The sequence below is a fragment of the Lentzea jiangxiensis genome (assembly GCF_900104175.1).
Lineage (GTDB): Bacteria > Actinomycetota > Actinomycetes > Mycobacteriales > Pseudonocardiaceae > Lentzea > Lentzea jiangxiensis.
This window is the reverse complement of the sequence record NZ_FNIX01000017.1, coordinates 1-23,130: the sequence shown is the minus strand read 5'-3', so window position 1 is coordinate 23,130 and position 23,130 is coordinate 1. Positions and strand designations below refer to the sequence as shown.

26 protein-coding genes and 1 rRNA gene are annotated in these 23,130 nt (G+C 69.7%); 16 read left to right on the top strand and 11 right to left on the bottom strand.

Annotated features, from left to right (window positions below; all coding sequences use genetic code 11):
* Positions 1–18: 18 nt before the first annotated feature.
* Both BLQ91_RS31080 and BLQ91_RS31075 read left to right on the top strand, forming a co-directional pair.
* Positions 19–1,449: a sugar ABC transporter permease gene (locus tag BLQ91_RS31080; RefSeq protein WP_090102631.1), complete on the top strand. Its 1,431-nt coding sequence runs from the start codon at positions 19–21 to the stop codon at positions 1,447–1,449.
* Positions 1,450–1,453: 4 nt separating this feature from the next.
* Positions 1,454–2,608, top strand: coding sequence for an ROK family transcriptional regulator (locus BLQ91_RS31075; RefSeq protein WP_176960043.1), 1,155 nt, complete (start codon positions 1,454–1,456; stop codon positions 2,606–2,608).
* Positions 2,609–2,670: 62 nt separating this feature from the next.
* On the opposite strand, the gene BLQ91_RS43000 is transcribed toward BLQ91_RS31075, so the two are convergent.
* From BLQ91_RS43000 to ppgK, 4 genes are all read right to left on the bottom strand, one after another.
* Positions 2,671–2,850 (bottom strand): DUF7455 domain-containing protein, encoded by a 180-nt coding sequence (locus tag BLQ91_RS43000; protein WP_231642793.1) that lies wholly within the window; start codon positions 2,848–2,850, stop codon positions 2,671–2,673.
* A 378-nt stretch (positions 2,851–3,228) separates the two neighbouring features.
* On the bottom strand, positions 3,229–3,414 hold the full coding sequence (locus BLQ91_RS40600; protein WP_143022898.1) for a hypothetical protein: 186 nt from the start codon (positions 3,412–3,414) through the stop codon (positions 3,229–3,231).
* Between the two features lie 13 nt (positions 3,415–3,427).
* On the bottom strand, positions 3,428–4,738 hold the full coding sequence (locus BLQ91_RS31065) for an RNA polymerase sigma factor (RefSeq protein ID WP_090102810.1): 1,311 nt from the start codon (positions 4,736–4,738) through the stop codon (positions 3,428–3,430).
* Positions 4,739–4,956: 218 nt separating this feature from the next.
* Positions 4,957–5,718 carry a polyphosphate--glucose phosphotransferase gene (ppgK, locus tag BLQ91_RS31060; protein ID WP_090102629.1) on the bottom strand — a complete coding sequence of 254 codons (762 nt, stop codon included), beginning with the start codon at positions 5,716–5,718 and terminating at the stop codon, positions 4,957–4,959.
* Positions 5,719–5,823: 105 nt separating this feature from the next.
* Here ppgK and BLQ91_RS31055 point away from each other — a divergent pair, with 105 nt between their 5' ends.
* The gene (locus tag BLQ91_RS31055) at positions 5,824–6,618 is read left to right on the top strand and encodes an inositol monophosphatase family protein (RefSeq protein WP_090102627.1); all 795 of its coding nucleotides are present in this window, start codon (positions 5,824–5,826) and stop codon (positions 6,616–6,618) included.
* Between the two features lie 130 nt (positions 6,619–6,748).
* Here BLQ91_RS31055 and BLQ91_RS31050 read toward each other — a convergent pair whose 3' ends face one another.
* Together BLQ91_RS31050 and cei are read right to left on the bottom strand one after the other, a co-directional pair.
* Positions 6,749–7,279, bottom strand: a complete 531-nt coding sequence (locus BLQ91_RS31050) for a hypothetical protein (RefSeq protein WP_143022897.1) — start codon at positions 7,277–7,279, stop codon at positions 6,749–6,751.
* Between the two features lie 25 nt (positions 7,280–7,304).
* Positions 7,305–8,030 carry an envelope integrity protein Cei gene (cei, locus tag BLQ91_RS31045; RefSeq protein WP_281199700.1) on the bottom strand — a complete coding sequence of 242 codons (726 nt, stop codon included), beginning with the start codon at positions 8,028–8,030 and terminating at the stop codon, positions 7,305–7,307.
* A gap of 422 nt (positions 8,031–8,452) precedes the next feature.
* On the opposite strand from cei, the gene BLQ91_RS31040 reads away from it, so the two are divergent.
* On the top strand, positions 8,453–8,752 hold the full coding sequence (locus BLQ91_RS31040; protein WP_030464829.1) for a DUF4193 domain-containing protein: 300 nt from the start codon (positions 8,453–8,455) through the stop codon (positions 8,750–8,752).
* Between the two features lie 83 nt (positions 8,753–8,835).
* On the opposite strand, the gene BLQ91_RS31035 is transcribed toward BLQ91_RS31040, so the two are convergent.
* Entirely contained in the window at positions 8,836–9,297 is a 462-nt protein-coding gene (locus BLQ91_RS31035) for a DUF3093 domain-containing protein (protein ID WP_245733928.1), read from the bottom strand.
* A gap of 24 nt (positions 9,298–9,321) precedes the next feature.
* On the opposite strand from BLQ91_RS31035, the gene dut reads away from it, so the two are divergent.
* Both dut and BLQ91_RS31025 read left to right on the top strand, forming a co-directional pair.
* Positions 9,322–9,795, top strand: coding sequence for a dUTP diphosphatase (gene dut, locus BLQ91_RS31030; protein ID WP_090102619.1), 474 nt, complete (start codon positions 9,322–9,324; stop codon positions 9,793–9,795).
* A gap of 3 nt (positions 9,796–9,798) precedes the next feature.
* Positions 9,799–10,416, top strand: coding sequence for a DUF3710 domain-containing protein (locus BLQ91_RS31025; RefSeq protein WP_090102617.1), 618 nt, complete (start codon positions 9,799–9,801; stop codon positions 10,414–10,416).
* Here the strand turns inward: BLQ91_RS31025 and BLQ91_RS31020 are convergent.
* A complete protein-coding gene (locus tag BLQ91_RS31020) occupies positions 10,413–10,934 on the bottom strand; it encodes an alpha/beta fold hydrolase (RefSeq protein ID WP_245733927.1) in 522 nt (173 codons plus the stop codon). The genes BLQ91_RS31025 and BLQ91_RS31020 overlap by 4 nt on opposite strands.
* Before the next feature lie 203 nt (positions 10,935–11,137).
* Here BLQ91_RS31020 and BLQ91_RS31015 point away from each other — a divergent pair, with 203 nt between their 5' ends.
* Positions 11,138–11,518 (top strand): OB-fold nucleic acid binding domain-containing protein, encoded by a 381-nt coding sequence (locus BLQ91_RS31015; protein ID WP_090102613.1) that lies wholly within the window; start codon positions 11,138–11,140, stop codon positions 11,516–11,518.
* On the top strand, positions 11,515–12,279 hold the full coding sequence (locus BLQ91_RS31010) for a DUF3159 domain-containing protein (protein ID WP_090102611.1): 765 nt from the start codon (positions 11,515–11,517) through the stop codon (positions 12,277–12,279). The genes BLQ91_RS31015 and BLQ91_RS31010 overlap by 4 nt, the downstream gene beginning before the upstream one ends.
* 85 nt (positions 12,280–12,364) lie before the next feature.
* Here the strand turns inward: BLQ91_RS31010 and BLQ91_RS31005 are convergent, their stop codons facing one another.
* Both BLQ91_RS31005 and BLQ91_RS31000 read right to left on the bottom strand, forming a co-directional pair.
* Positions 12,365–13,021, bottom strand: coding sequence for a potassium channel family protein (locus BLQ91_RS31005; RefSeq protein ID WP_090102609.1), 657 nt, complete (start codon positions 13,019–13,021; stop codon positions 12,365–12,367).
* A complete protein-coding gene (locus BLQ91_RS31000; RefSeq protein WP_090102608.1) occupies positions 13,021–13,683 on the bottom strand; it encodes a potassium channel family protein in 663 nt (220 codons plus the stop codon). The genes BLQ91_RS31005 and BLQ91_RS31000 overlap by 1 nt, the downstream gene beginning before the upstream one ends.
* Positions 13,684–13,765: 82 nt before the next feature.
* On the opposite strand from BLQ91_RS31000, the gene BLQ91_RS30995 reads away from it, so the two are divergent.
* From BLQ91_RS30995 to BLQ91_RS30980, 4 genes are all read left to right on the top strand, one after another.
* Positions 13,766–15,751, top strand: a complete 1,986-nt coding sequence (locus tag BLQ91_RS30995; RefSeq protein ID WP_090102607.1) for an APC family permease — start codon at positions 13,766–13,768, stop codon at positions 15,749–15,751.
* Entirely contained in the window at positions 15,748–16,953 is a 1,206-nt protein-coding gene (locus BLQ91_RS30990) for a class I SAM-dependent RNA methyltransferase (protein WP_090102606.1), read from the top strand. The genes BLQ91_RS30995 and BLQ91_RS30990 overlap by 4 nt, the downstream gene beginning before the upstream one ends.
* Positions 16,954–17,015: 62 nt before the next feature.
* The gene (dxs, locus tag BLQ91_RS30985; protein WP_090102809.1) at positions 17,016–18,920 is read left to right on the top strand and encodes a 1-deoxy-D-xylulose-5-phosphate synthase; all 1,905 of its coding nucleotides are present in this window, start codon (positions 17,016–17,018) and stop codon (positions 18,918–18,920) included.
* Between the two features lie 229 nt (positions 18,921–19,149).
* Positions 19,150–19,791 carry a slipin family protein gene (locus BLQ91_RS30980; RefSeq protein ID WP_090102808.1) on the top strand — a complete coding sequence of 214 codons (642 nt, stop codon included), beginning with the start codon at positions 19,150–19,152 and terminating at the stop codon, positions 19,789–19,791.
* A 12-nt stretch (positions 19,792–19,803) separates the two neighbouring features.
* Here BLQ91_RS30980 and BLQ91_RS30975 read toward each other — a convergent pair whose 3' ends face one another.
* A complete protein-coding gene (locus BLQ91_RS30975) occupies positions 19,804–20,205 on the bottom strand; it encodes a nuclear transport factor 2 family protein (protein WP_090102605.1) in 402 nt (133 codons plus the stop codon).
* A 90-nt stretch (positions 20,206–20,295) separates the two neighbouring features.
* Between BLQ91_RS30975 and BLQ91_RS30970 the strand changes: the two genes are divergently transcribed.
* The 4 genes from BLQ91_RS30970 to BLQ91_RS30955 form a co-directional block, all read left to right on the top strand.
* Complete coding sequence (locus BLQ91_RS30970; protein WP_090102604.1) at positions 20,296–20,736, top strand: MarR family winged helix-turn-helix transcriptional regulator; 441 nt, start codon at positions 20,296–20,298, stop codon at positions 20,734–20,736.
* A gap of 64 nt (positions 20,737–20,800) precedes the next feature.
* A complete protein-coding gene (locus tag BLQ91_RS30965) occupies positions 20,801–21,484 on the top strand; it encodes a response regulator transcription factor (protein ID WP_090102807.1) in 684 nt (227 codons plus the stop codon).
* 1 nt (position 21,485) lies between these two features.
* Complete coding sequence (locus BLQ91_RS30960) at positions 21,486–22,613, top strand: sensor histidine kinase (protein WP_090102603.1); 1,128 nt, start codon at positions 21,486–21,488, stop codon at positions 22,611–22,613.
* 391 nt (positions 22,614–23,004) lie between these two features.
* A 16S ribosomal RNA gene (locus tag BLQ91_RS30955) occupies positions 23,005–23,130 on the top strand; the annotation flags it as partial.

Below are 23,130 nucleotides of genomic sequence, written 5' to 3'. Positions count from 1 at the left end.
AGTTCCGAAGAGGGCAGCATGACCGACACCACCGAATCGCCCGCGCAGGAAACCCCGCAGCAGGGCGCCATCTCCGACTTCGGCATCGACACGACGTCCCAGTCCACGGGCGAGGCCGTCCGCGACTACTGGGCCAGGGTCCGCGGCGGTGAGCTCGGCTCGCTGCCCGCGCTGCTCGGCCTCGTCGTCCTGCTGATCGTGTTCAGCTCCTTGTCGGACACGTTCTTCACCCTCGGCAACCTCGCCAACCTGCTCCAGCAGGGCGCCAGCATCACCATCATCGCGATGGGCCTGGTGTTCGTGCTGCTGCTCGGCGAGATCGACCTGTCCGCCGGTACCGCGTCCGGTGTGACGGCCGCCGTGATGGCACTGCACCTGATCCACAACGGCAACCTGCTCGGCGGCATGGGCGACACGGTCTTCTACGTGTTCTGCGGCCTGCTGGTGCTCGCGATCGTGCTCGCGGCCGTGATGAAGGTCTGGGCCGGTGCGGCGCTGTCCGCCGTGGCGCTCGTGATCGCCGGGGTGGGCATCCCCGCCAACGCCTGGCTCGAGATGCTGCTCGCCGTCTGCGTCGGCGCGGCCATCGGCACCATCACCGGCTTCCTCGTCGCGAAGGTCGGCATCCCGTCGTTCGTCGTGACCCTGGCGCTGTTCCTGGTCTGGGGCGGTGTCGTGCTGCAGCTCATCGGCCAGGGCGGCACGCTCGGCCTGCGGGACGACACGATCTTCAACGTCGCCAACGGCAACCTGGACTTCGTCGGCTCGTGGGCGCTGTTCGTCATCGCCGTCGGCGGCTACGCGGCCGTCGTGCTCACCCGCCACTTCTCGCGGCTGCGCAGGGGCCTCGTCGCCCAGCCCACCACGCTGGTGCTGGCCAAGATCGGCGCCCTCGCGGTGCTGGCCGCCGTCATCACCTACGCGCTGTCGCTCAACCGGGCGCCGAGCAACCTCGTGGTGATCGAAGGCGTGCCGTTCGTGGTGCCGCTGGTCCTCGTGCTGTTGGTGATCGGCACGTTCGTGCTCGACCGCACCAGCTACGGACGGCACATCTACGCCGTCGGCGGCAACAAGGAAGCGGCCCGCCGCGCCGGTATCAACGTCGAGCGCATCCGCATGAGCGTCTTCGTGATCGCCTCCTCGGCGGCCGCGATCGGCGCCATCGTGTACTCGTCGAAGGTCGGTTCGGTCGACCCGAACGCCGGTGGCGGCAACACGCTGCTGCTGTCGGTCGGCGCGGCCGTCATCGGTGGTACGTCGCTGTTCGGTGGCAAGGGCCGCCTGCGCGACGCCGTCATCGGTGGCGCGGTGCTCGCGATCATCCAGAACGGCATGGGCCTGCTCAAGCAGCCCGCCGCGGTCGTGTTCATCGTGACCGGGCTCGTCCTGCTGCTCGCCGCGAGCGTCGACGCGTTGTCCCGCCGCCGGGCGGCCACCGCGGCCCGATGACGCGGTGACGGGACCCACGTCCGGCACTCGTCCCGACGAGATCCGCAGGCACAACAGGACGGCGCTGCTGCGCCGCCTGCACATCGACGGACCGTCCACCAGGGCCTCGCTCGCGGCTGAGCTCGGGCTCAACCGCAGCACCATCAAGGCCCTGGTGGACGGCCTCGCCGAAGCCGGCGTGGTCGCCGAACGCGTGCCCGCTCTGCGCAGCGGAGCGGGCCGCCCATCCCTGCTGGTACTGCCCCAGCCGCAAGCCGCGGTCGTCATCGCGATCGACGTGCGGGTGGAACACGTGGCGATGGGGTTCGTCGGCCTCGGCGGGGAGATCCTCGGGCGGGACAGCTGGAACCTGCACCGGACGCGTGATCCGGGGGAGGTCATCACGCACATCGTCGAGTCGGCGCGCCTCATGGCCGACGACCTCGACGCCACCGCGGTCGGGGTGGGCATCTCCGTGCCCGGCGTCGTGCGGCGTGCCGACGGGCACGTGCACGAGGCGCCGAACCTGCACTGGACCGGTGTGGCGCTCGGCAAACGCCTGGAGGCGGTGCTGAAGCTGCCCGTCCAGGTCGGCAACGACGCGGAGCTCGGTGCGCTGGCCGAGCACGTCCGCGGTGCGGCGCGCGAGTCCGCGGACATGGTCTACATCTCCGCGGACGTCGGCGTCGGCGGGGGAGTGATCCTGTCGGGGCAGCCGTTGCGTGGCTCCGGCGGCTACGTCGGCGAGCTGGGCCACATGGTGGTCAACCCACGTGGGCGGCGGTGCTACTGCGGCTGTGACGGCTGCTGGGAGACCGAGGTGGGCGAGCCGGCGCTGTGCCGGGCGCTGGGCCTTCCCGACGACGCCCCGCGTGGAGCCGTCGTCGCGGCGTTGCGGGCGCTCGACGACCCCTCGGTGCTCGACGAGTTCGCCGACTGGCTCGCACTGGGCCTCGCGAACATCGTCAACGTCCTCGGTCCCGAGCTCGTCGTGCTCGGCGACCTCTACACGGCGCTGCCGCTGTCGGTGGTGGAGTCGGTGAGCTCCGCCGTGCAGCGGCGCAGCCTCGTCTCCCGCGCTGTCGGGGGGACCCAGGTCGTGCCGTCCCCGCTGGGGCGGGACGCGAAGCTCGTGGGGGCCGCCGAACTGGCCTTCGAGCCGGTGCTCGACACCCTCTAGAACAGCGAAGGGGGCGGAGATCCTCGCGGATCTCCGCCCCGAGCGGCTAGGTGGGGTGGAAGTCAGCCCTGCTGAATCTCAGCAGCGAGTTCGCGCAATTTCTCACTGTGCGCCCGGGCGTGGTGCCCGCAGAACAGCAACTCGCCCCCGGACGGGAGCAAAGCGCGAACCTGGGCAGCAGCCCCGCAGCGGTCGCAGCGGTCGGCAGCGGTCAACTCGGGGCGGGTGAGTGCTGCAGTCATGATGAATCTCCCTCCGTCCCAGCAACGGAACGAAGTGTCCCGGTGCCCTCTTACCAAGCTGCGACCACAACGCCCCTGGATGGTGCGCGGTGCTCGCTGGCTCCACTCTGACAGACGTTTTGGCGTTAGTCAGTGTTCCCGTGTGCGTGGCGACTCGCGTCACTCTCCGATTTACCCGCCTGCAGCAGCTTCACACCTGCGTTCGCCACCGGTTCACCGGCTTGACACGTACGCTGAGCGACCGAAAAACCGCTGGTGGAGCAGCCAAGTGCGGCCAGGCGGTCGGTTGCGTGCGGCCGGGAGTGTGATATCGGTTGCCCTTGTCCGCCCGCAGCGAACAGGTCACGAACGTCCCACGATTCGGACGCGAGACCGTGATCAACGGGCGGTTCCCGACCCGGAATCGAGGTTTCGGGCGAACGTCGGCACAGCAGCCGCTGCGGACATTTCCGGCGTTTTTTCGCGGAAAGCGAACACTTCCGCCTCATTTTCACGAACCGGTGAACCGTGCTCGCCGAAAACACCGAAGCCCCGCACCGAACCGGTGCGGGGCTTCGTGCGCATGACCGGGTAGGACCTAGTCGAGGTAGTCGCGCAGGACCTGCGAGCGCGACGGGTGACGCAGCTTCGACATCGTCTTGGACTCGATCTGGCGGATGCGCTCACGCGTGACGCCGTAGACCTGACCGATCTCGTCCAGCGTGCGCGGCTGGCCGTCGGTGAGACCGAAGCGCAGCCGGACGACGCCCGCCTCGCGCTCGGACAGCGTCGCGAGCACGGACTGCAGCTGGTCCTGCAGCAACGTGAACGACACGGCGTCCACCGCGACGACGGCCTCGGAGTCCTCGATGAAGTCGCCGAGCTGGCTGTCGCCTTCGTCACCGATCGTCTGGTCCAGCGAGATGGGCTCACGCGCGTACTGCTGGATCTCCAGCACCTTCTCGGGCGTGATGTCCATTTCCTTGGCGAGCTCCTCCGGGGTGGGCTCGCGGCCCAGGTCCTGGAGCAGTTCGCGCTGGATGCGACCGAGCTTGTTGATGACCTCGACCATGTGCACCGGGATGCGGATGGTGCGGGCCTGGTCGGCCATCGCGCGGGTGATCGCCTGACGGATCCACCAGGTGGCGTACGTGGAGAACTTGTAGCCCTTGGTGTAGTCGAACTTCTCGACCGCGCGGATCAGACCGAGGTTGCCCTCCTGGATCAGGTCCAGGAACGCCATGCCGCGGCCGGTGTAGCGCTTGGCCAGCGACACGACGAGGCGGAGGTTCGCCTCGAGCAGGTGGTTCTTGGCGCGCTCGCCGTCGCGGACGATCCAGCGCAGGTCGCGACGCAGCTGCGGCGTGAGCTTCTCCGCTTCCTCCTCGGAGCGGCGCACGCGCTCGGCGGCGTAGAGACCCGCCTCGATGCGCTTGGCGAGCTCGACCTCCTCCTCGGCGTTGAGGAGGGCGACCTTGCCGATCTGCTTGAGGTAGGCGCGGACCGAGTCGGCCGAGGCGGTGAGCTCCGCGTCCTTGCGCGCCTGGCGCAGGGCCTCGGACTCCTCCTCGTCCCAGACGAAGTCACCCTCGCTCTTGGGGTCCTCCGCCGCCTCGGGCTCGTCGACGACCGGCTCGTCGACGATCTCGACGTCCTCCAGGTCCTCGGCGCCCGGAGCGCCTTCCATGTCCTCGGGCTCTTCGCCGTCCTTCTTGGCGGTGCCCTTCGCGGCAGGATCGGCCTTGCCGGCCGTCTTGCGCGGGGCCTTGGCTGCGGGCTTCTTCGCTGCCGCAGCGGTCGTCTTGCGCTTCGGCTTCTCCTCGGCCTCGCCGGCCGCGGTCGCCTTGGTCGTCTTGGCGGCGCTCGCGGCGGAGCTGGAGCGTCGGGTTGCGGTTTCTGCGGCTGCCACGTACGCCCTTTCGCGACGGTCGTTCAAGGCGGACCAGAGGGCGCGAAACCTCGGTCGCCAGAGTTCAGGGGATGTCCCCGCCGATCTTGCCCGGCGGGTGTGCGTTCCATTGTAACGACGTCGGTGACGCGGTGTTGCGCCCCGAGGTGCTTCGGGGCGCTCCCACCTGCGTTGTCGCAGCTAGATCGAGTCGGACACGTTTCGGTGTCGAATGGTCGTCAGGGCCTGACGCCGTGCGCGGCGGCCCAGGCGGCGCCCACGATGCCCGCGTCGTTCTTCAGCGCCGCGGCGACGACCTCGGTGCGAACCTTGAGCAACGGCAACCACTTGTGCGCCTTCTTGCTCACGCCGCCGCCCGCGATCACCAGGTCCGGCCAGATGAGGTCCTCCAGCACGTTGATGTACCGGCTGACGCGGGGAGTCCACTCCTCCCACGACAGGTCCTTCTCCTCCTTCACCGACGCGGCCGCGCGCTTCTCGGCGTCGTGGCCGTCGACCTGGAGGTGGCCGAACTCGGTGTTCGGGACGAGCTTGCCCTCGAGGAACACCGCGCTGCCGATACCGGTGCCGAACGTCAGCAGCACCACGGTCCCGCCCTTGCCGACGCCCGCGCCGAACGACATCTCCGCGATACCGGCCGCGTCCGCGTCGTTCATGACCACGATGTCCTCGGGCCTGCGCTTGAGGCGCTCGGCGAAGAGCTTCTGCGCGTCACAGCCGATCCAGCCCTTGTCGACGTTCGCCGCGCTGAGCGACACACCGTGCTTGACCACGCACGGCAGCGTGATGCCGACCGGTCCGTCCCACTGGAACTTCTCGACGATCTCCGCGACGACCTCCGCCACCGCTTCCGGCGTGGAAGGCTGAGGCGTGGGGATCCGCATGCGCTCGCCGTCCAGTGCTCCTGCCTCGAGGTCGACCAGGCCGCCCTTGACGCCGGAGCCGCCGATGTCCACACCGAACCCGCGGGTGATGCCCATTCCCCGTGGTCCTTCCTACTCGTTCGATTCAGTAACCGTGGTGCGCAGACATTAGCCTGACGTCGTCCGATAGTCCCGTGCCAGTGACGCAGGAGGAAACCGGTCGTGTTCGATCCCCGGCCACTCGTTGACATCGCGACGGCCGTCGGACGGGAAGCGGGCGCTCTTGTTCAGCGCATGCGCGCCTCCGCGGTCGTCTCGTTCGACACCAAGAGCACCTCCACCGACGTGGTCACCGCCGCCGATCGGGCCTCGGAACAACTCGTCCGGACGCGTCTGTCCGAGTTGCGCCCCGGCGAACCCGTGCTGGGCGAGGAGGAGGGCGGCACCGTCGTCGAGGGCCTGACGTGGGTCGTCGACCCGATCGACGGCACCGTCAACTACCTGTACGGGATCCCCTGGTACTCGGTGTCGATCGCGGCGCAGCTCGACGGCGAGTCCGTCGCGGGCGCGGTGTTCGAGCCCGCGACCGGACGCCTGTGGACCGCCGCCCGCGGCCACGGCGCCTTCCTGGACGGCGCACCCCTGCACGTGTCCGCGACGACCGACCTCTCGCTGTCCCTGCTCGGGTACGGCTTCGCGTACCGGCCCGAACGCCGGCAGCGCCAGGCCGAGACGTGGGCCCGCATGGCGACGCGCGTGCGCGACCTGCGCCGGGCCGGCGCGGCGTCGCTCGACCTGTGCTCGGTGGCCGCGGGACGGCTCGACGCCTACGCCGAGCACGCGCTCGGCCGGTGGGACTGGGCGGCCGGCGGACTGATCGCCGCGGAGGCCGGCGCGGTCGTGCGGCTGCCGGGGTCGTCGCCGGAGCTGGGGGAGGACGCGACGTTCGCCGCCGCACCGGGCATCGCGGACGCGATGTACGCCGCGCTCGCCGAATCCGGCTTCGACAAGGTCTGAAACCGCAGGTCAGCACACTGATATATCGGTTGTGCAAAAGACGTTTGCGGACGTCCGCAAACGTCTTTTGCATAAAGGGTCGTTGCAACGGCGCGGGTCAACGTCCGATCAACCTCGACTCAACGTCAGGTCAACGTTGTTCCGGCGTCTGCCCGGTCAGCTCCGACAGCAGGGCGACGACCTCGCGGACGTTCGGGACGTGGATCAGTTCGGCGACCACCGCGTTCATGAACCCGTCCGGCGTGTGCCGCCGGTCGAGGCGGACGTGCCCCGAGCCGTCCGCCTCCTCCAGAAACGTCAGGACCTCGATGTCGGACAGCTCGGTCGACCTCTCTCCGCGGCCGGGCACACACACGACACGTCTGTTGGTGACGTAGTAGGTCGTGCGGTGCAGAGTGAGCCGACGCCACGCGAACGGCTCGACGAAGCGGAGTACCGTGGACGCGAGGATCCCGCCTCCGACGATCAGGAAGTTCCAGACGTCGAACGGGCCCAGCCACCCGTCCGCCAGCCACATGACCGCCGCCACCACGGCGAACAGGGCGGCGTCGAACTTCAGGCTGAACCGCATCCACGCGGCATCAGCGCGCAGGAAGACCGAACGGTGCACCGGTGAGCCCTGCCAGAGGACGCGCTCGCCCGGAAGAAGACCTACCCCCATGCCCGCAAGGTAGCGGAGCAGGACCTCAGCAGGTCACCTCTCGCGCGCCCGCCAGGTTGTCCGCGTCCAGCGACGGCGAGGCGGCCGCGGCGACCTGGCCGCCCTGCTGCTCCGGCTGCTGCGCCGCCCACTCGCTGAGCTGGTCGAGAACCTTGCGGGCGCTGCTGTTCGGCTTGACCTCGTCGAACTTCTTGCCGACCGCGATGTCGACGGTCGCGTCCTGGCGGTCGTCGCGCACGAGCTCCAGGCACGGTTCCAGCAGCGACAGGGTCCTGGCCGCCGACGCGCCGGGCGCGCCGAAGCGGAGCTGGCCGCGGCAGGTCATGTCGCCCGCCGGGTAGATGGGGTCGTTGCCGGGGTCGGCCGCCTGCTTCAGGCCGAGTTCGGTGAGCATCGTGGCCACGGCCTTGGCGTGGTTGCGCTGCGTCGAGGCGTTGACGACCTTGAAGTTGACCTCGCCGGCCGGCAGCGGGTCGGTGCGGTCGAGCGCGTCGTGCTCCAGGACGGTGCCCAGCGCGGGCGGCGGGGCCGTCGACGTCGCGGCGGCGGCCGGGTCGGCGGCCGCGATGGCCGACGCGGTCGTCACGTTGCCGGGCGGGTTGCACTTGATGGCCGCGTCCACGTCGCCGGCGTTGCCGAGCACCTTCACCCACACGAACACGGAACTGACCAACAGCACCGCGAACAGGACGAGCGCGGGCACGGGCCGACGCCTCTTGTATGGCGTCAAGCTCCCCGATGCGGATCCCACGTCCGAAGCCCTCCCCGTGATCCGTCCCTGAGGTCCAGCCTAGGCCTTGCCAGGCTGAACCGCGCCCCGACGGGCGTGACCCACTGCACCGGCCTGGTCGCTCACAGTCAGGACGGTACCGGCTCGGCGTCAGGTTGCACGCCGAGGCGCAGGTGCTCCCGCACAGGGTATCGGTCCAGCGTAGAAAGGTTGTGTCACCCGTCCGGTCGGTAGGGGGTAACCCGATGCCGGGCCACTTCGCCAGTGAGCTACCCTCTGCGCGCTCCGCACACATGTCGATCAAGCCGACGGTCACGTCAAGGGGGTTGGCTCGGCCGCCGCGTGCGAGAGACCTACGTCACCTTGACGTGGGGCACAAATGAGGTCGCTGGAGCGTTAACCAGCGACACGAACAGTCTCCGTAGACCGCAGGGGTGAAGAAGATGGCGACCGACTACGACGCGCCGCGTCGCAGCGAGGCGGACGAACTCGCTGAGGACTCCCTCGAGGAGTTGAAGGCCCGGCGGAACGAGACGCAGTCCGGCGTCGTCGACGTCGACGAGGACGCGAGCGCGGAGAACTTCGAGCTCCCGGGCGCCGACCTGTCCGGCGAGGAGCTCACGTTCAAGGTCCTGCCCAAGCAGGCCGACGAGTTCACGTGCTCCAAGTGCTTCCTGGTGCACCACCGCAGCAGGCTCGCCGAGGACAACAACGGCGTGTACATCTGCCGCGACTGCGCTTGATCGACGGCCTCGGGGCCGTCGGGGAGAAGTCCGCTGCAGAGAACTGGGCGCTCACCCTCACGGGTGGCGCCCAGTTGTGTCTTTCAGGACTTGATCGCCGCGGCCAGCTCTTCCGGGCGCCGCGTGCTGATCACCCAGTAGGGCGTCGGGTCCTCGGGGTCGTTCACGCGCACCCGCACGAGCGGCTTGACCCAGCCGCGGTGCACGACGTACGCCGCCGGGTCCAGGTACGGGCCCATGGCCTTGCGCTTGTCCTCGGGGGCGATGACCTCGACCTCGCCGAGCAGGTCCAGCGGGATGTGGGCGTCACCGGCGCGGAGCTCGCCGCCGGCGACCTCCACCTTCGTCGACCCCATGCGCACGATCAGCACGACCGTGAGGGGCAGCAGGATCACGTACGGCAGCCAGGAGCGCACCCCGGGGAAGCCCATGTGCACCTCGGCGGCCAGCAGCGCGGCGGCCAGCAGCGGCAGCGGCCAGATCCACCACGTCACGTAGAGGCGCTCGCGGAAGGTCGTAGTGGCGGTCACGGCAGTCTCACTCACGTCGTCAGGGTAATCTCGGCCGCCGTGTCCAGCGTCGAGGTGTTGCTGACCCGGCTCGATCCGGGGGTTCCCGTGCCCGCCTACGCCCGTCCCGGCGACGCGGGCGCCGATCTGGTCACCACGTCGGACGTGGTCATTCCACCAGGCGAGCGAGCGGTGGTCGGCACCGGTGTCGCCATCGCGCTGCCGGAGGGGTTCGCCGGGTTCGTGCACCCGCGGTCCGGACTGGCGGCGCGGGTCGGGCTGAGCGTGGTCAACACGCCGGGCACGATCGACTCCGGCTACCGCGGTGAGATCCGCGTTTGCCTCGTGAACCATGATCTCCGTGAGCCGATCGCGCTGTCACGCGGCGACCGGATCGCCCAGCTCGTCGTGCAACGCGTCGAGCACGCGGTGTTCCGCGAGGTCGCCGAGTTGCCGGAAACGGCACGCGGTGCGGGAGGCTATGGCTCGACCGGTGGGCATGAGGTGCTCGCCCGGATGAATGCGGAGGGGTAGGGCATGTTCGGAAGGCGCCGCAAGCGCGGTCGTCACTCCTCGGGCTCGGTCGACACCGGTCCGGAGCACGACGAGGCGTTCGACGAGGACGTCGACGGCCCGTGGGACTCGACGGTGGCGCCCCGTGACGACGTGCAGCGGCTCGACCTGGGATCGGTGCTGCTGCCGATGCCGGACGAGGCCCAGCTGCAGGTCGAGATGGACCAGCAGGACGGTTCCGTGCGCGCCGTGCACATCCTCACGTCCGTCGGGCAGCTGACGGTGAGCGCGTTCGCCGCGCCGAAGTCCGGCGGCCTCTGGAAGGAGGTCGGCGCCGAGCTGGTGCAGGGCCTCAAGGAGGACGGCGCCCGCATCAACCGCGAGAACGGCGAGTGGGGCGAGGAGATCACCGCGCGCAACCAGGGCGTGCAGATCCTCTTCATCGGCATCGACGGGCCGCGCTGGATGCTGCGCGGTGTCGCGGCCGGCCCCGAGGAGCACTTCGCGCAGAACTCCGAGGCGTTGCGCGAGATGATCCGCGGCACCGTCGTCGTGCGCGGCGAGCAGCCGATGCCGCCCCGCACCCCGCTGCCGGTCGAGCTGCCGGAAGCGATCGCCCGGCACATCCAGCAGCAGGGCTAACAGGCCTGTCGCCACGCCTGCACCGCACGCCCCAGCGCGTGCGGGTAGGCGTCGAGCGTCGTCGTGACGAGAACGGCCCGCGGGAGGGCTTCGGCCCACTGCCGGGCGACCTCGATCGGGTGCACCGGGTCGTCGGTGCACCCGAGGATCCCCACTGGCACGTCGAGCGACCTCAGCTCCTCGAGCGTCGGCGCCGATGACTCGGCGGCTTCCTCGAGGTGCGGCACCAGCAGGTCGCCGTAGCCGCGCCAGGCCCTGCCGAGCTCCTCGCGCAGCCAGCCGGTCGTGCCGGCCAGCGCGGCCTCCAGGCCCCGCGTCGCGACGACCTGCGCGCTGGCCTTCGCCGCGAGCGCCGCGGGAGCCCCGTCCGGGGAACCCGTCCACGCGGGCAGTGCGAGGACCAGGCCCGCGCACCTGTCCGGGTTGGCCGCGGCCCACCGCGCGGCCACGTGGGCGCCGAGTGAGACGCCACCCACCACGATCGGGTGGCCTGCCGGGGCATTTTCGAGGGCCGTCAACCGTTCACGGAGTGTGCGGACCGCCGGTGCGGTGAAAACAGCACCGACCTGCGACAACGGCTCTGTGAACACGGAACGGACAAACACCTCGTCGGAGGCGGTTCCGGGCAGGAGGACAACGGTCTCGGCAGGCACGGCCGAGATTGTCGCCCGCTCTGCGTACCCTCATGACAGACGGTCCACACCACAGGGCCACCTGAGCAATGCAGGAGTCGGGGATGAGCGGCTATTGGCGCCGCTTGGTGCGTCGCTTGACCAGCGACGTCGCCGAGCTCGACGCGGACGACCTCTCGCGAAAAGCGGAGGCGGTCGGCGCGGTGAAGGCCTGCGACTGCAAGTCCGGTGAGGAGGTCATCGTCCTCGGAAGGCTCCGCAGCGTGGAGCTCTGCCCCCGGGACGCGGCCGCCACCCTGGAAGCCGAGCTCTACGACGGCACCGAGGGCGTCACCCTCGTCTGGCTCGGCCGCCGTCGCATCGCGGGTATCGAGCCTGGTCGGACGATCAAGGCCCGTGGCCGCATCGCCGTGCGCGACGGGCGCAAGGTGCTCTACAACCCCTATTACGAGTTGCAGAACGCTTCATGACTCCAGCCAAGACCGAAGAAAAGCAGCCCACCGTCCTCGAGCAGATGGGCGGGGTGAGCGGAATGCTCTACTCGTCGCTGCCCGTCCTCGTCTTCGTGATCGTCAACTTCGCCACCAAGAACCTGATGGCCGCGATCATCAGTTCGCTCGCCGCGGCCGTCGTCATCGGCGTGGTCCTCGCGCTGCGCAAGGGCACCGTCCAGCCCGCGATCTCCGCCGTCTTCGGCGTCGGCATCGCGGCCTTCATCGCCTACAAGACAGGCGAGGCCAAGGGTTTCTTCCTCTTCGGCATCTGGCAGAGCGTCGTGTACGGCAGCGCGTTCCTGCTGTCGATCGTCGTGCGCCGCCCGCTCGCCGGTGTGATCTGGACGTTCCTCAACGGCAGGGACCGCTCCTGGCGCGACGACAAGGCCACGGTCCGCGACTACGACATCGCGACCTTCGTGTGGGCCCTCGTCTTCTTCGCCCGCTTCGTCGTCCAGCGCTGGCTCTACGACGAGGACCAGGTCGGCTGGCTCGCCGTCGCCCGCCTCGCCATGGGCTACCCGCTGATGGCCATCGCACTGCTGGCCACGGTCTGGGCGGTCCGCCGCGCGGACAAGCGCCTCAAGGCGGCCGAGGAGGCAGCGGAGGCGAAGGCCAGGTCCGAGGCCGAGGCGGAGGACGTCCTGGCCCGCACGGCCGACGACCTGCTGACGCCGGACATGGACGAGCTCAAGCGCGTCGTCGACGCCGACTCCCGCGACAGGTCCAGGGACTGATCCGCTCGCCGTTCCCGGCCGGCGCCTCCTCGTGGGGCGCCGGCCGAGTCGTGCCCGGCGAGCCGCAGTCCTGTCCGGACGGTGGTCAGTAGCCGAGGGCGGTCTTGATGTCCTGCTCGACGGCTGCGGTCGTGACGAACAGCAGTTCGTCGCCGCCCTCCAGCGTGTCGTCCGGCTGCGGCACGATGACCCGCCCGCCGCGCAGGATCGTCACCAGAGCGGCGTCGCGGGGCAGCGTCAGCTCCGACACCGCGCGCCCGGCGAACGGCGTCGACTCGTCGAGCGTGATCTCCACGAGGTTCGCCTGGCCCTGCCGCAACGTCATCAACCGCACGACGTCGCCGATCGTCACCGACTCCTCGACCATCGCGGCGAGAAGCCGTGGCGTCGACACGGCCACGTCGACACCCCACGACTCGGTGAAGAGCCATTCGTTCGTCGGGTCGTTCACGCGCGCGACGACGCGGCGGACCGCGAACTCCGTCTTCGCCAGCAGCGACACCACGAGGTTGACCTTGTCGTCACCGGTCGCGGCGATCACCACGTCGCACAGCTGCATGCCGGCGTCCTCCAAAGAGGACAGCTCGCACGCGTCGGCCTGCACCCACTCGGCCTGCTCGACCGAGTTCGGGTCGAAGTGCGCCCGGTCCCGCTCGATCAGCATGACCTGGTGCCCGTCCGAGACGAGCTCCTGCGCGATGGACCGGCCCACCGCGCCCGCACCCGCGATCGCGACCCGCATCAGCTCTCCTCCGGTGCCTGCAGCGCCGCGGCCGCGACGTCGGTGATCGTGCCGGACAGCGCCGCCACGTAGATGGTGTCGTCCGCCTGCACCACGGTCTTGGCGTCGGGCAGGACCCCCGTGCCGAACCGCATGAGGAACGCCACGCGCGCGCCGATGGCCGCCTCGAGCTCGAAGACGGGCCGCCCGACCCACGACTCCTCGACCTCGATCGGCAGCACCGCCACGGTGCCGGACGGGTCGCGCCACGCGGTCGCCGCGCCCTCGGGCAGCAGCATCCGCAGGAACCGGTCGGTCGACCACGGCACGGTCGCCACGGTCGGGATGCCCAGCCGCTCGTACACGGCGGCGCGCTTGTGGTCGTAGATGCGGGCGACGACGTGCTCGACGCCGAACGTCTCGCGCGCGACCCGCGCCGAGATGATGTTCGAGTTGTCGCCGCTGGAGACCGCCGCGAACGCGCCCGCGCGCTCGACCCCCGCCTCGATCAGGACGTTGCGGTCGAAACCGTTGCCGATGACCTGCTGGCCGTGGAAGTCGCTGCCCAGCCTGCGGAACGACTGCGGATCCTTGTCGATCACGGCGACCTGGTGGTCGAGTCGCTCGAGGGCCCTGGCCAGGGAGGCTCCCACCCGGCCACACCCCATGATCACCACGTGCACGACTTGCCTCCTCAGGCGAACTCTCCGCAGAACCTACCCAGCATTAGCCCGTCCCGGTGAGCGGACCCCTTACGCTCTGGCCGTGTCCAAGCTCGCCACCGCTGCCAAACGCCTCCTGGTCGGCAGGCCGTTCCGCAGCGACCGCCTCGCTCACACCCTCCTGCCCAAACGCATCGCCCTCCCCGTGTTCGCCTCCGACGCCATGTCGTCGGTCGCGTACGCGCCGGAGGAGATCTTCCTGATGCTGTCGGTGGCGGGCTTGAGCGCCTACGCCTTGGCGCCGTGGGTGGGGGTCGCGGTCGTCGTGGTCATGCTCACCGTGGTCGCCAGCTACCGGCAGAACGTGCACGCCTACCCCTCCGGCGGCGGTGACTACGAGGTCGCGACGGTCAACCTGGGGCGCAGGGCGGGGCTCACCGTGGCGAGCGCCCTGCTCGTCGACTACATCCTCACGGTCGCGGTGTCGATCTCGGCGGCGGCGGCGAACATCGGCTCGGCCATCCCGTTCGTCGCGACCCACAAGGCGGAGTTCGCGGTCGCGGCCATCGTGCTGCTGACGGCGGTGAACCTGCGCGGCATCCGCGAGTCCGGCGCCGCGTTCGCCGTGCCGGTCTACGCGTTCATGATCGGCGTCTTCGGCCTGATCGGCTACGGCCTGTTCCGCGGCTTCGTGGCGGGCGACGAGATGCGGGCCGAGAGCTCCGGTCTCGAGATCCACGCCGAGTCGGACCACCTGATGGGTCTCGCGTTCGTGTTCCTCGTGCTGCGGGCGTTCTCGTCCGGCTGCGCCGCGCTCACCGGCGTCGAGGCGATCAGCAACGGCGTGCCGGCGTTCCGCAAGCCCAAGTCCCGCAACGCGGCGACCACGCTGCTGCTCATGGGCGGCATCTCGGTGTTCATGCTGATGGGCCTGGTCATCCTCGCCCAGCTCACCGACGTGCGGATGGCCGAGTTCCCCGAGCAGCAGATCACCAACGCCCCCGAGGGCTACGAGCAGAAGACGATGGTCGCGCAGATCGCGCGCGCCGTGTTCGACGGCTTCCCGCCCGGCTTCTACTTCATCGCCGGTGTCACCGCGCTGATCCTGGTGCTCGCGGCGAACACCGCGTTCAACGGCTTCCCCGTCCTCGGCTCGATCCTCGCCCAGGACCGCTACCTGCCGCGCCAGCTGCACACCCGCGGCGACCGGCTCGCGTTCTCCAACGGCATCCTGTTCCTCGCCGGGTTCGCGGTCGTGCTGGTGATCGCCTTCGACGCCGAGGTCACCCGGCTGATCCAGCTCTACATCGTCGGTGTGTTCGTGTCGTTCACGCTGAGCCAGCTCGGCATGATCAAGCACTGGCAGCGGCTGCTCAAGACCGAGGCCGACCCGCAGGCCCGCACCCGCATGCGGCGCTCGCAGGCGATCAACACGTTCGGCCTGGCGCTGACCGCGACCGTGCTGATCATCGTGCTCATCACCAAGTTCACCAAGGGCGCGTGGATCGCCATCGCCGCGATGGCCGCCATCTACGCGTTGATGACGGCGATCCGCAAGCACTACGACACCGTCGCCGAGGAGCTCCGCAAGCAGGAGCGCGTGCGCACGATGCCCGCCCGCAACCACGCCATGGTGCTGGTGTCGAAGCTCCACATGCCGACGCTCAGGGCGTTGTCCTACGCGAAGGCCACGCGCCCGGACGTGCTGGAGGCCGTCACGGTCAACGTCGACGACCGCGACACCCGACGGCTCGTGCAGGAGTGGGAGAAGGAGAACTTCAAGATCCCGCTCAAGGTCATAGAGTCGCCCTACCGGGAGATCACCAAGCCCGTCCTCGACTACGTCAAGCGCGTCAAGACGGACAACCCGCGCGACGTTGTTACGGTGTTCATCCCCGAGTACGTCGTCGGCCACTGGTGGGAGCAGCTCCTCCACAACCAGAGCGCGTTGCGGCTCAAGGGAAGGCTGCTTTTCCAGCCGGGTGTGATGGTGACCAGTGTGCCGTGGCAGCTCGAGTCGTCGGTGAAGGTCAAGGACAAGGACGTCATCGCGCCCGGCGCTGTCCGAAGGGGACTTGACGACCGATGAGCTCGACCAAGGAAGACTGGACCGGACGCAAGTTCGAGGTCGAAGTGGGCGCCGTCGCTCACGGCGGGCATTTCGTTGCACGGCACGAGGGACGCGTTCTGTTCGTACGTCACGCGCTGCCCGGTGAGCGCGTCGTGGTGTCGGTGTACGAAGACAACGGCGGCTCGTTCTGCCGTGCGGACGCCGTGGAGATCCTGGAGCCCTCACCGGACCGTGTGTCGCCGCCCTGCCCGTTCAGCGGGCCGGGGAAGTGCGGCGGCTGCGACTTCCAGCACGTCTCGTGGGACGCGCAAAGGGAGCTCAAGGCCCAGGTCGTCCGGGAGCAGCTCTCCCGGCTCGGCAAGATCGAACGGGACGTGGTCGTCGAGGCGCTGCCCGGCGGTCCGCTGGAGTGGCGGACCCGGATCCGGATGGCCGTCGACCGCGACGGGAGGCCGGGTTTCCGCGGCACCCGTTCCCACGACGTGATCCCGGTCGACCACTGCGTGATCTCCCGGCCGGGCATGGTCGAGGCGGTGACCGGCCGCACGTGGCGGGCGCAGGAGCTGACGATCGTCCAGGACGGTGACGGCAACCGCCACGTGGGTGAGGTGCGCGGCCGGCACACCGCGCGACGTGCCGGATCGGGTACGGCCGTCGAGACCGCCGCCCAGCGGAAGTGGCGGATTTCCGCCGAGGGTTTCTGGCAGGTCCACCCGGCCGCCGCGGACACCTTCGCGACCGTCGTGGGGCAGTGGGCCGCGGCCGAGCCGGGCCAACGCGCGTGGGACCTCTACGGCGGTGCGGGGCTCTTCGCGTCCGTGCTCGCCCGTCAGGTCGGCGAAAGCGGATCGGTGCTGGTCGTGGAGTCCTTCCCCGGTGCCGTGGAGGACGGCAGGCGCAACCTCCGCCGCCTGCCGCAGGTGGAGTGGGTGGCGGACAAGGTCGAGCGCGCCGTGACGCGCAGGCTGCCCGTCGAGGACCCCCACGTCGTCGTGCTGGACCCGCCCCGCAAGGGAGCGGGCAAGGTCGTTGTGGCTGAAGTCGCACGACGCCGTCCGCAGCGGGTCGTGTACGTGGCCTGCGACCCCGCCGCCCTGGCCCGCGACCTGGCCGAATTCACAGTTCAGGGGTACCGGCTCGCTGATCTCCGGGCGTTCGACGCGTTCCCGATGACGCAGCACGTGGAGTGCATCGCGCTGCTCGTACCTGAGACGCCGTGACCATGCGTCTCAGTCGCGTCTCCGTAGACTGAGCCGAAGTCTTCAGGAGTGAGGTGGGCGTGGTGACCCTGCTGGAGTCCGTGCACGGACCGGCTGATCTGAAACGGATGGACGAGGCGCAGCTGTCGCGGCTGTGCGAGGAGATCCGGCGTTTCCTGGTCGACAAGGTGTCCAAGACGGGCGGGCACCTGGGCCCGAACCTGGGTGTCGTCGAGCTGACCGTGGCTCTGCACCGCGTGTTCGACTCGCCGCAGGACCCGATCGTGTTCGACACCGGTCACCAGTCGTACGTGCACAAGATCGTCACGGGTCGGCGCGACGGCTTCGACCGGCTGCGCCAGCGGGGCGGGATGTCGGGCTACCCGTCGCGGGCGGAGTCCGAGCACGACGTGCAGGAGAGCTCGCACGCCTCGACGGCGTTGTCCTACGCCGACGGTCTGGCGAAGGCGAAGCAGATCAACGGCGCCCACGGCCACGTGGTCGCGGTCGTCGGCGACGGCGCGCTGACCGGCGGCATGTGCTGGGAGGCGTTGAACAACATCGCGGCGGACAAGAACCGCCCGGTCGTGATCGTCGTCAACGACAACGGCCGCTCGTACTCGCCGACCATCGGTGGTCTCGCCGACCACCTGTCGTCGCTGCGCCTGCGCCCCGGCTACGAGCGCGTGCTGGAGAAGGGCAAGAGCGCCCTGCAGCAGACGCCGATCTTCGGCAAGCCCGTTTACGCCGCCCTGCACGCCGCCAAGCGCGGCATCAAGGACGCGCTGGCGCCGCAGGCGATGTTCGAGGACCTCGGCCTCAAGTACATCGGCCCGGTCGACGGCCACGACATCGCGACGCTGGAGTCCGCTCTGCAGCGCGCGAAGTCGTTCGGCGGCCCGGTCATCGTGCACGCCGTCACCCGCAAGGGCATGGGCTTCGCGCCGGCCGAGAACCACGAGGCCGACCAGATGCACGCCACCGGCGTCATCGACCCGATCACCGGCGAGGACCTGAAGCCGACCAGCCGCACCTGGACGCACGTGTTCTCCGACTCACTGGTCGAGATCGGCCGCGAGCGCTCCGACGTCGTGGCGATCACCGCCGCGATGCAGGGGCCGACCGGTCTGGACGCGTTCGCCAAGGCGTTCCCGGAGCGCTTCTTCGACGTCGGCATCGCGGAGCAGCACGCGCTGACCTCCGCCGCCGGTCTCGCGATCGGCGGCCTGCACCCGGTCGTCGCGGTGTACGCGACGTTCCTCAACCGGGCCTTCGACCAGCTGCTGATGGACGTGGCGCTGCACAAGCAGGGCGTCACGGTCGTGCTGGACCGCGCGGGTGTCACCGGCCCGGACGGCGCGTCGCACCACGGCATGTGGGACATGTCGATCCTCGGCGTCATCCCCGGCGTCCACGTGGCGGCGCCGCGTGACGCCGGCACGCTCGCCGAGGAGCTGCGCGAGGCCGTGGCGGTCTCGGACGCCCCGACGGTGATCCGCTACCCGAAGGCGTCCGTGGGCGCGGACCTGCCGGCGCTGGAGCGCGTGGGTTCCGTCGACGTGCTCCGCCGTTCCGGCAACGACGTGCTGCTGGTGACGGTCGGTGCGCTGGGCGAGCTCGGTCTCGAAGCCGCGCAACGGCTGGAGGACCAGGGCATCGGCGTGACGGTCGTCGACCCGCGGTGGATCTATCCGATGTCGTCCGACCTCGTGGAGATGGCCGCGTCGCACAAGCTCGTCGTGACCGTCGAGGACGGCGGCCGGCACGGTGGCTTCGGGTCGGCTTTCGCGGCCGCCCTGCGCGACGCCGACGTCGACGTGCCGTTGCGGGACATCGCCCTGCCGCAGCAGTTCCACGACCACGGCTCGCGCGGCGAGGTGCTGGCGTTGTGCGGCATCACCGCGCAGGACGTCGCACGCCGCGTGACGGAGTGGGCGGCGCGGCTGGAGTGCCTGCCCGTGGAAATCGACGCGACCGCGGAGAAGTAGGTCGGCTAACCTCCCTCCCCGAGAGCGTCCGCTCCAGGCGGCCCGGCAGGTTTCCCTCGCCCGGTCCCGTGATAGGGCGGACGCGTTGGTTCTGTAGAGACCAGGTTCGAATCCTGACGCCACGACCCCGGCCGCACACGGGGGCGAGGAGCTCTGCGAGTCCTTCGAGGACTCCCGCTCACCGCCTCGCCGGCCGGGGTCGTGGCCTGTCCGGACGGGGGTGGAGACGATGAAGCGCACGTTGTACCCGTGGGAGCGGGGTGTCCGGTTCGACCGCGGTGTGCTGGTCGGTGAGCTCGGTCCCGGACGGCACCGCGTGCCGATGCGGTCCGTGCTGACCCGCGTCGACGTCCGCTCGCGGACGATGACCCCGGCGGCGCAGGAGGTTCCCACCGCCGACGGGGTCCTGGTGCGCGTGACGGTCGTGGTGCGGTGGGCGGTGACCTCGCCGACGAAGTTCGTCATGGAGTCGGCCGAGCCCGAGTCCGACCTCTACACCGCGGTGCAGCTCGCTTTGCGCGCCGCCGTGGTCACCCGCGCGCACTCGGCGGTGGACCCAGAGCGGGACGCCGTCGCCGTCGAGATGCTGGCCGGTGTCGCGGCACGCGCCGAGGAGTTGGGGATCACCGTGTCCGAGGTCGCCGTTCGCGACGTCGTCATGCCGGGTGAGCTGCGGCGGGCCGCGCTGGCCGAACTGGTGGCGGCCTCGGAGGGACGTGCGGCGCTGGAGCGGGCCCGTGGCGAGACGGCCGCGCTGCGGTCGTTGCTGAACGCCGCCCGGCTGGCCGAGGAGCACCCGGCGTTGCTGGAGCTGCGGGCGCTGCAGACCGCCTCGACCGTCGTGGTGGACCGGCCCGCACGGAAGTCCTGACCGAGGACCCGGTCAGGACTCGCGCAGCCAGAGCAGGGTCGTCCGCGACTCGCGCAGCCGCCAGCCGGCGGGCGTCCTGACCGCGACGCAGTCCAGGCGCAGTCCCGCGGTGCGGAAGGGCGCCTCGCCGGCACGGAAGAAGTAGGTCACCGAGTTCGCCGAGGCGGTGGCCTTGTCGCCGTCGAACTCCACCAGCAGACCGGTGGTCATGTGCTGGGTGAGCTCGTCCGGCTTGTCCGCGCTCCGCATCGCCGCGACGAACTCGTCGACGCCGTTGATCTCGCCGTTGCGGGGTGAGGAGATCGCGATGTCGCGGTCGAAGACGGTGTGCGCGTCGTCCCACCGCTTCTCGTCGAGCAGGCGGGCCAGCTTGCTGAACAGGACGTTGATCTCGAGACGGTCTGTCGCGGACATGAGAACCCCTGACTAGTTGGTGGCGCCAACGTTGGCGTCACCAACATTGCACATCGTCGTTGGTGGCGCCAACGTTTTAGGATGACGTCCATGGAGGAGACCCCCGCACGTCTGGCAGGGAAACCGAGCTGGCTGCTGAGCCAGCTCGCGGTGCACGCGCACCGGCTCGCCTCCGAGGCCTTCGGTGAAGAGGGAGCGCGGGGCTACCACTACCGGGTGCTCGCCGCGCTCGACGAGTTCGGCGCGGCCAGCCAGGCCGACCTCGGCCGCCGCTGCAACATGGACCGCAGCGACGTCGTGGCGGCGGTGAACGAGCTGTCGGAGCAGGGGTTCGTCGACCGTGCGCCGGACCCGCGGGACCGCAGGCGCAACACGGTGACGCTCACCGAGCTCGGCAAGACGCGGCTGTGCCGGCTCGACCGTGCGCTCGACGGGGCACAGGCCGCGCTCCTGGGACCGCTCGGGGAACGGGACCGGGAGGAACTGACCCGTCTGCTGGGCGCACTTCTGGCGCACCACCAGCGCGGATAGCTCCGGCAGCTCGCGTGAAGGTGCCGTTAAGCGTGGTCTCAGGTGGATGTGGCACCTTGGACTCGTGCGGATTCTGGTTGTCGAGGACGAGGCGCCCCTGGCCGACGCGATCGCTCGCGGCCTGAGGCGCGAAGGCATGGCCGTGGACGTCGCCTACGACGGCGAGACCGGGCACGAGAAGTCGACCGTCACGCGGTACGACGTCGTGGTGCTCGACCGCGACCTGCCGGGGATGTCCGGCGACGAGCTGTGCAAGGAGATCCTCAGCTCCGGCGCGCTCACCAGGGTCATGATGCTGACGGCCAGCGGCTCGATCGAGGACCGCGTGTCCGGGCTGTCGCTGGGCGCCGACGACTACCTCGCGAAGCCCTTCGCGTTCCCCGAGCTCGTGGCGCGCGTGCGGGCGCTGGCCCGGCGCGCGACGCCCGCGACCCCGCCCGTGCTGTCCGCGCAGGACGTCGAGCTGGACCCGGCGCGACGCACCGTGGCGCGCGGCGGCACCCCGATCGAGCTGACGCGCAAGGAGTTCGGCGTCCTGGAGGTGCTGCTCGCGGCCAAGGGATCGGTCGTCAGCAGCGAGGAGCTGCTCGAGCGCGTGTGGGACGAGAACGCCGACCCGTTCACCACGACCGTGCGCGTCACCGTGATGACGTTGCGCAAGAAGCTCGGCGAGCCGGGCATCATCGACACCGTCGTGGGCTCCGGGTACCGGGTGCCGAGTGCTTCGAACGGATCTGCTGAGGACTGACATGCGCAGACGCGGCCCAGGACTGCGTCTCCGGATCACGCTGCTCACCACCGCGCTCGTCGCCGTGGTGAGCGCTGTCCTGCTGTTCCTCGGGTGGACGCTGGTCGGACGGGTCTTCGACTCGTCGCCGTCGTTCCCCTCCGACAGCCAGGTCACGGTCGACGGGGTCACCGTCACCGTGCAGACGCTGACCGACGCGCTGACCGCTGCCGCCCGCCAAGACCTCCTGCGCGCGGGATTGGTCGCGTTCGCCTGCATCGTGCTGGCCGCCGCTCTGCTCGCATGGACGTTCACCGGCCGTGTCCTCAAACCGCTGCACGACGTCACGGGCGCCGCACGTCAGCTGTCGGCCGAGTCGCTCGGGTCGAGGCTGCGCCTGGAGGGACCGCGTGACGAGGTCGCGGACCTCGCGGACACGTTCGACGCGATGCTCGACCGGCTCGAAGCGGCCTTCGACTCGCAACGACGGTTCGTCGCGAACGCGTCGCACGAACTGCGCACTCCTCTCTCAGTGGTGCGCACGGAACTGGACGTGACTCTGTCCGATCCGGACGCCGACGTCGAAGAGCTGCGCCGCATGGCCGGAGTCGTGCGCGCGGCAGGGGAGCGTGCCGAACAGTTGGTGTCCGCACTGCTGTTGCTCGCGCGCACGGACGGCATCGGGCTCGCCGTGCGTGAACCGGTCGACCTGTCCGCCGTCGTCGAGTCGGCGTGGAAGGCCACGCGGGCCGAGGCGGAGGCGCGGAACCTGCGCGCGGTGTTCCGGTGCGTGCCGGCTCTCGCGGTCGGCGACCCCGCCCTGCTGGAGCGCATCGCCGGCAACCTCCTGGAGAACGCAGTCCGGCACAACCACGTCGGCGGGTGGATCGAGACCGTGGTCGAGACCGGGCCGAAGTGGTCGGTGCTGAGGGTGTCGTCGTCCGGTCCGCTCATCCCGCCCGACCGCGTCGAGGAGCTGTTCGAGCCGTTCCGCCGGGGCGTCAAGGACCGCACCAGCCAGTCCGGCACGGGTCTCGGCCTGTCGATCGTGCGTGCCGCGGTGGCCGCTCACGGCGGGTTTGCCCAGGCAGTGGCCGTGCCGACCGGCGGTCTGTCGGTCACCGTGCACCTGCCGAGCGCACCCCACTGACGCCAGGTGCAAGATTCTCCGCGTGGCCCCGGTCACACTCTGCGTCGATCTTGGCGGGTTTGAGCCATCTGCGTGGTGTCTGACCTGCGATTACTTGGTGAAGGACCCCCGATTTGGATCTCGTGGGACGCCCGTGTAAATTTCTCTCTGCCAGCGCGGAACGGGCCGGGAAACAGACCGGAACGGAGCGCGGCGAAAGACTTCTAAGCCAGACACAGCCCCGGAAGTGACTCTCTTCGGAGATTAGCTGCGGTGTGCGCGTGTTCTTTGAGAACTCAACAGCGTGCCGATAACACAGCCAGTAATATGAATATCTCTCGTCAGAGATATTCCTTTGAGAGTAATATCAGATTGCCAGACATATTCCGTCTGGAGCGATCAAACACAATCCTTATTGGAGAGTTTGATCCTGGCTCAGGACGAACGCTGGCGGCGTGCTTAACACATGCAAGTCGAGCGGTAAGGCCCTTCGGGGTACACGAGCGGCGAACGGGTGAGTAACACGTGGGTAACCTGC

Bases quoted from the DNA above. Each gene is read 5' to 3' on its own strand.
- BLQ91_RS31010 (WP_090102611.1), top strand. From the start codon at position 11,515: ATGACTCCAGCCAAGACCGAAGAAAAGCAGCCCACCGTCCTCGAGCAG.
- BLQ91_RS30970 (WP_090102604.1), top strand. From the start codon at position 20,296: ATGGAGGAGACCCCCGCACGTCTGGCAGGGAAACCGAGCTGGCTGCTG.
- BLQ91_RS31080 (WP_090102631.1), top strand. From the start codon at position 19: ATGACCGACACCACCGAATCGCCCGCGCAGGAAACCCCGCAGCAGGGC.
- BLQ91_RS43000 (WP_231642793.1), bottom strand. From the start codon at position 2,850: ATGACTGCAGCACTCACCCGCCCCGAGTTGACCGCTGCCGACCGCTGC.
- BLQ91_RS31040 (WP_030464829.1), top strand. From the start codon at position 8,453: ATGGCGACCGACTACGACGCGCCGCGTCGCAGCGAGGCGGACGAACTC.
- BLQ91_RS31005 (WP_090102609.1), bottom strand. From the start codon at position 13,021: ATGCGGGTCGCGATCGCGGGTGCGGGCGCGGTGGGCCGGTCCATCGCG.
- BLQ91_RS31050 (WP_143022897.1), bottom strand. From the start codon at position 7,279: ATGGGGGTAGGTCTTCTTCCGGGCGAGCGCGTCCTCTGGCAGGGCTCA.
- BLQ91_RS31015 (WP_090102613.1), top strand. From the start codon at position 11,138: ATGCAGGAGTCGGGGATGAGCGGCTATTGGCGCCGCTTGGTGCGTCGC.
- BLQ91_RS30980 (WP_090102808.1), top strand. From the start codon at position 19,150: ATGAAGCGCACGTTGTACCCGTGGGAGCGGGGTGTCCGGTTCGACCGC.
- BLQ91_RS30975 (WP_090102605.1), bottom strand. From the start codon at position 20,205: ATGTCCGCGACAGACCGTCTCGAGATCAACGTCCTGTTCAGCAAGCTG.
- BLQ91_RS31025 (WP_090102617.1), top strand. From the start codon at position 9,799: ATGTTCGGAAGGCGCCGCAAGCGCGGTCGTCACTCCTCGGGCTCGGTC.
- BLQ91_RS40600 (WP_143022898.1), bottom strand. From the start codon at position 3,414: ATGCGCACGAAGCCCCGCACCGGTTCGGTGCGGGGCTTCGGTGTTTTC.
- BLQ91_RS30990 (WP_090102606.1), top strand. From the start codon at position 15,748: ATGAGCTCGACCAAGGAAGACTGGACCGGACGCAAGTTCGAGGTCGAA.
- ppgK (WP_090102629.1), bottom strand. From the start codon at position 5,718: ATGGGCATCACCCGCGGGTTCGGTGTGGACATCGGCGGCTCCGGCGTC.
- BLQ91_RS30960 (WP_090102603.1), top strand. From the start codon at position 21,486: ATGCGCAGACGCGGCCCAGGACTGCGTCTCCGGATCACGCTGCTCACC.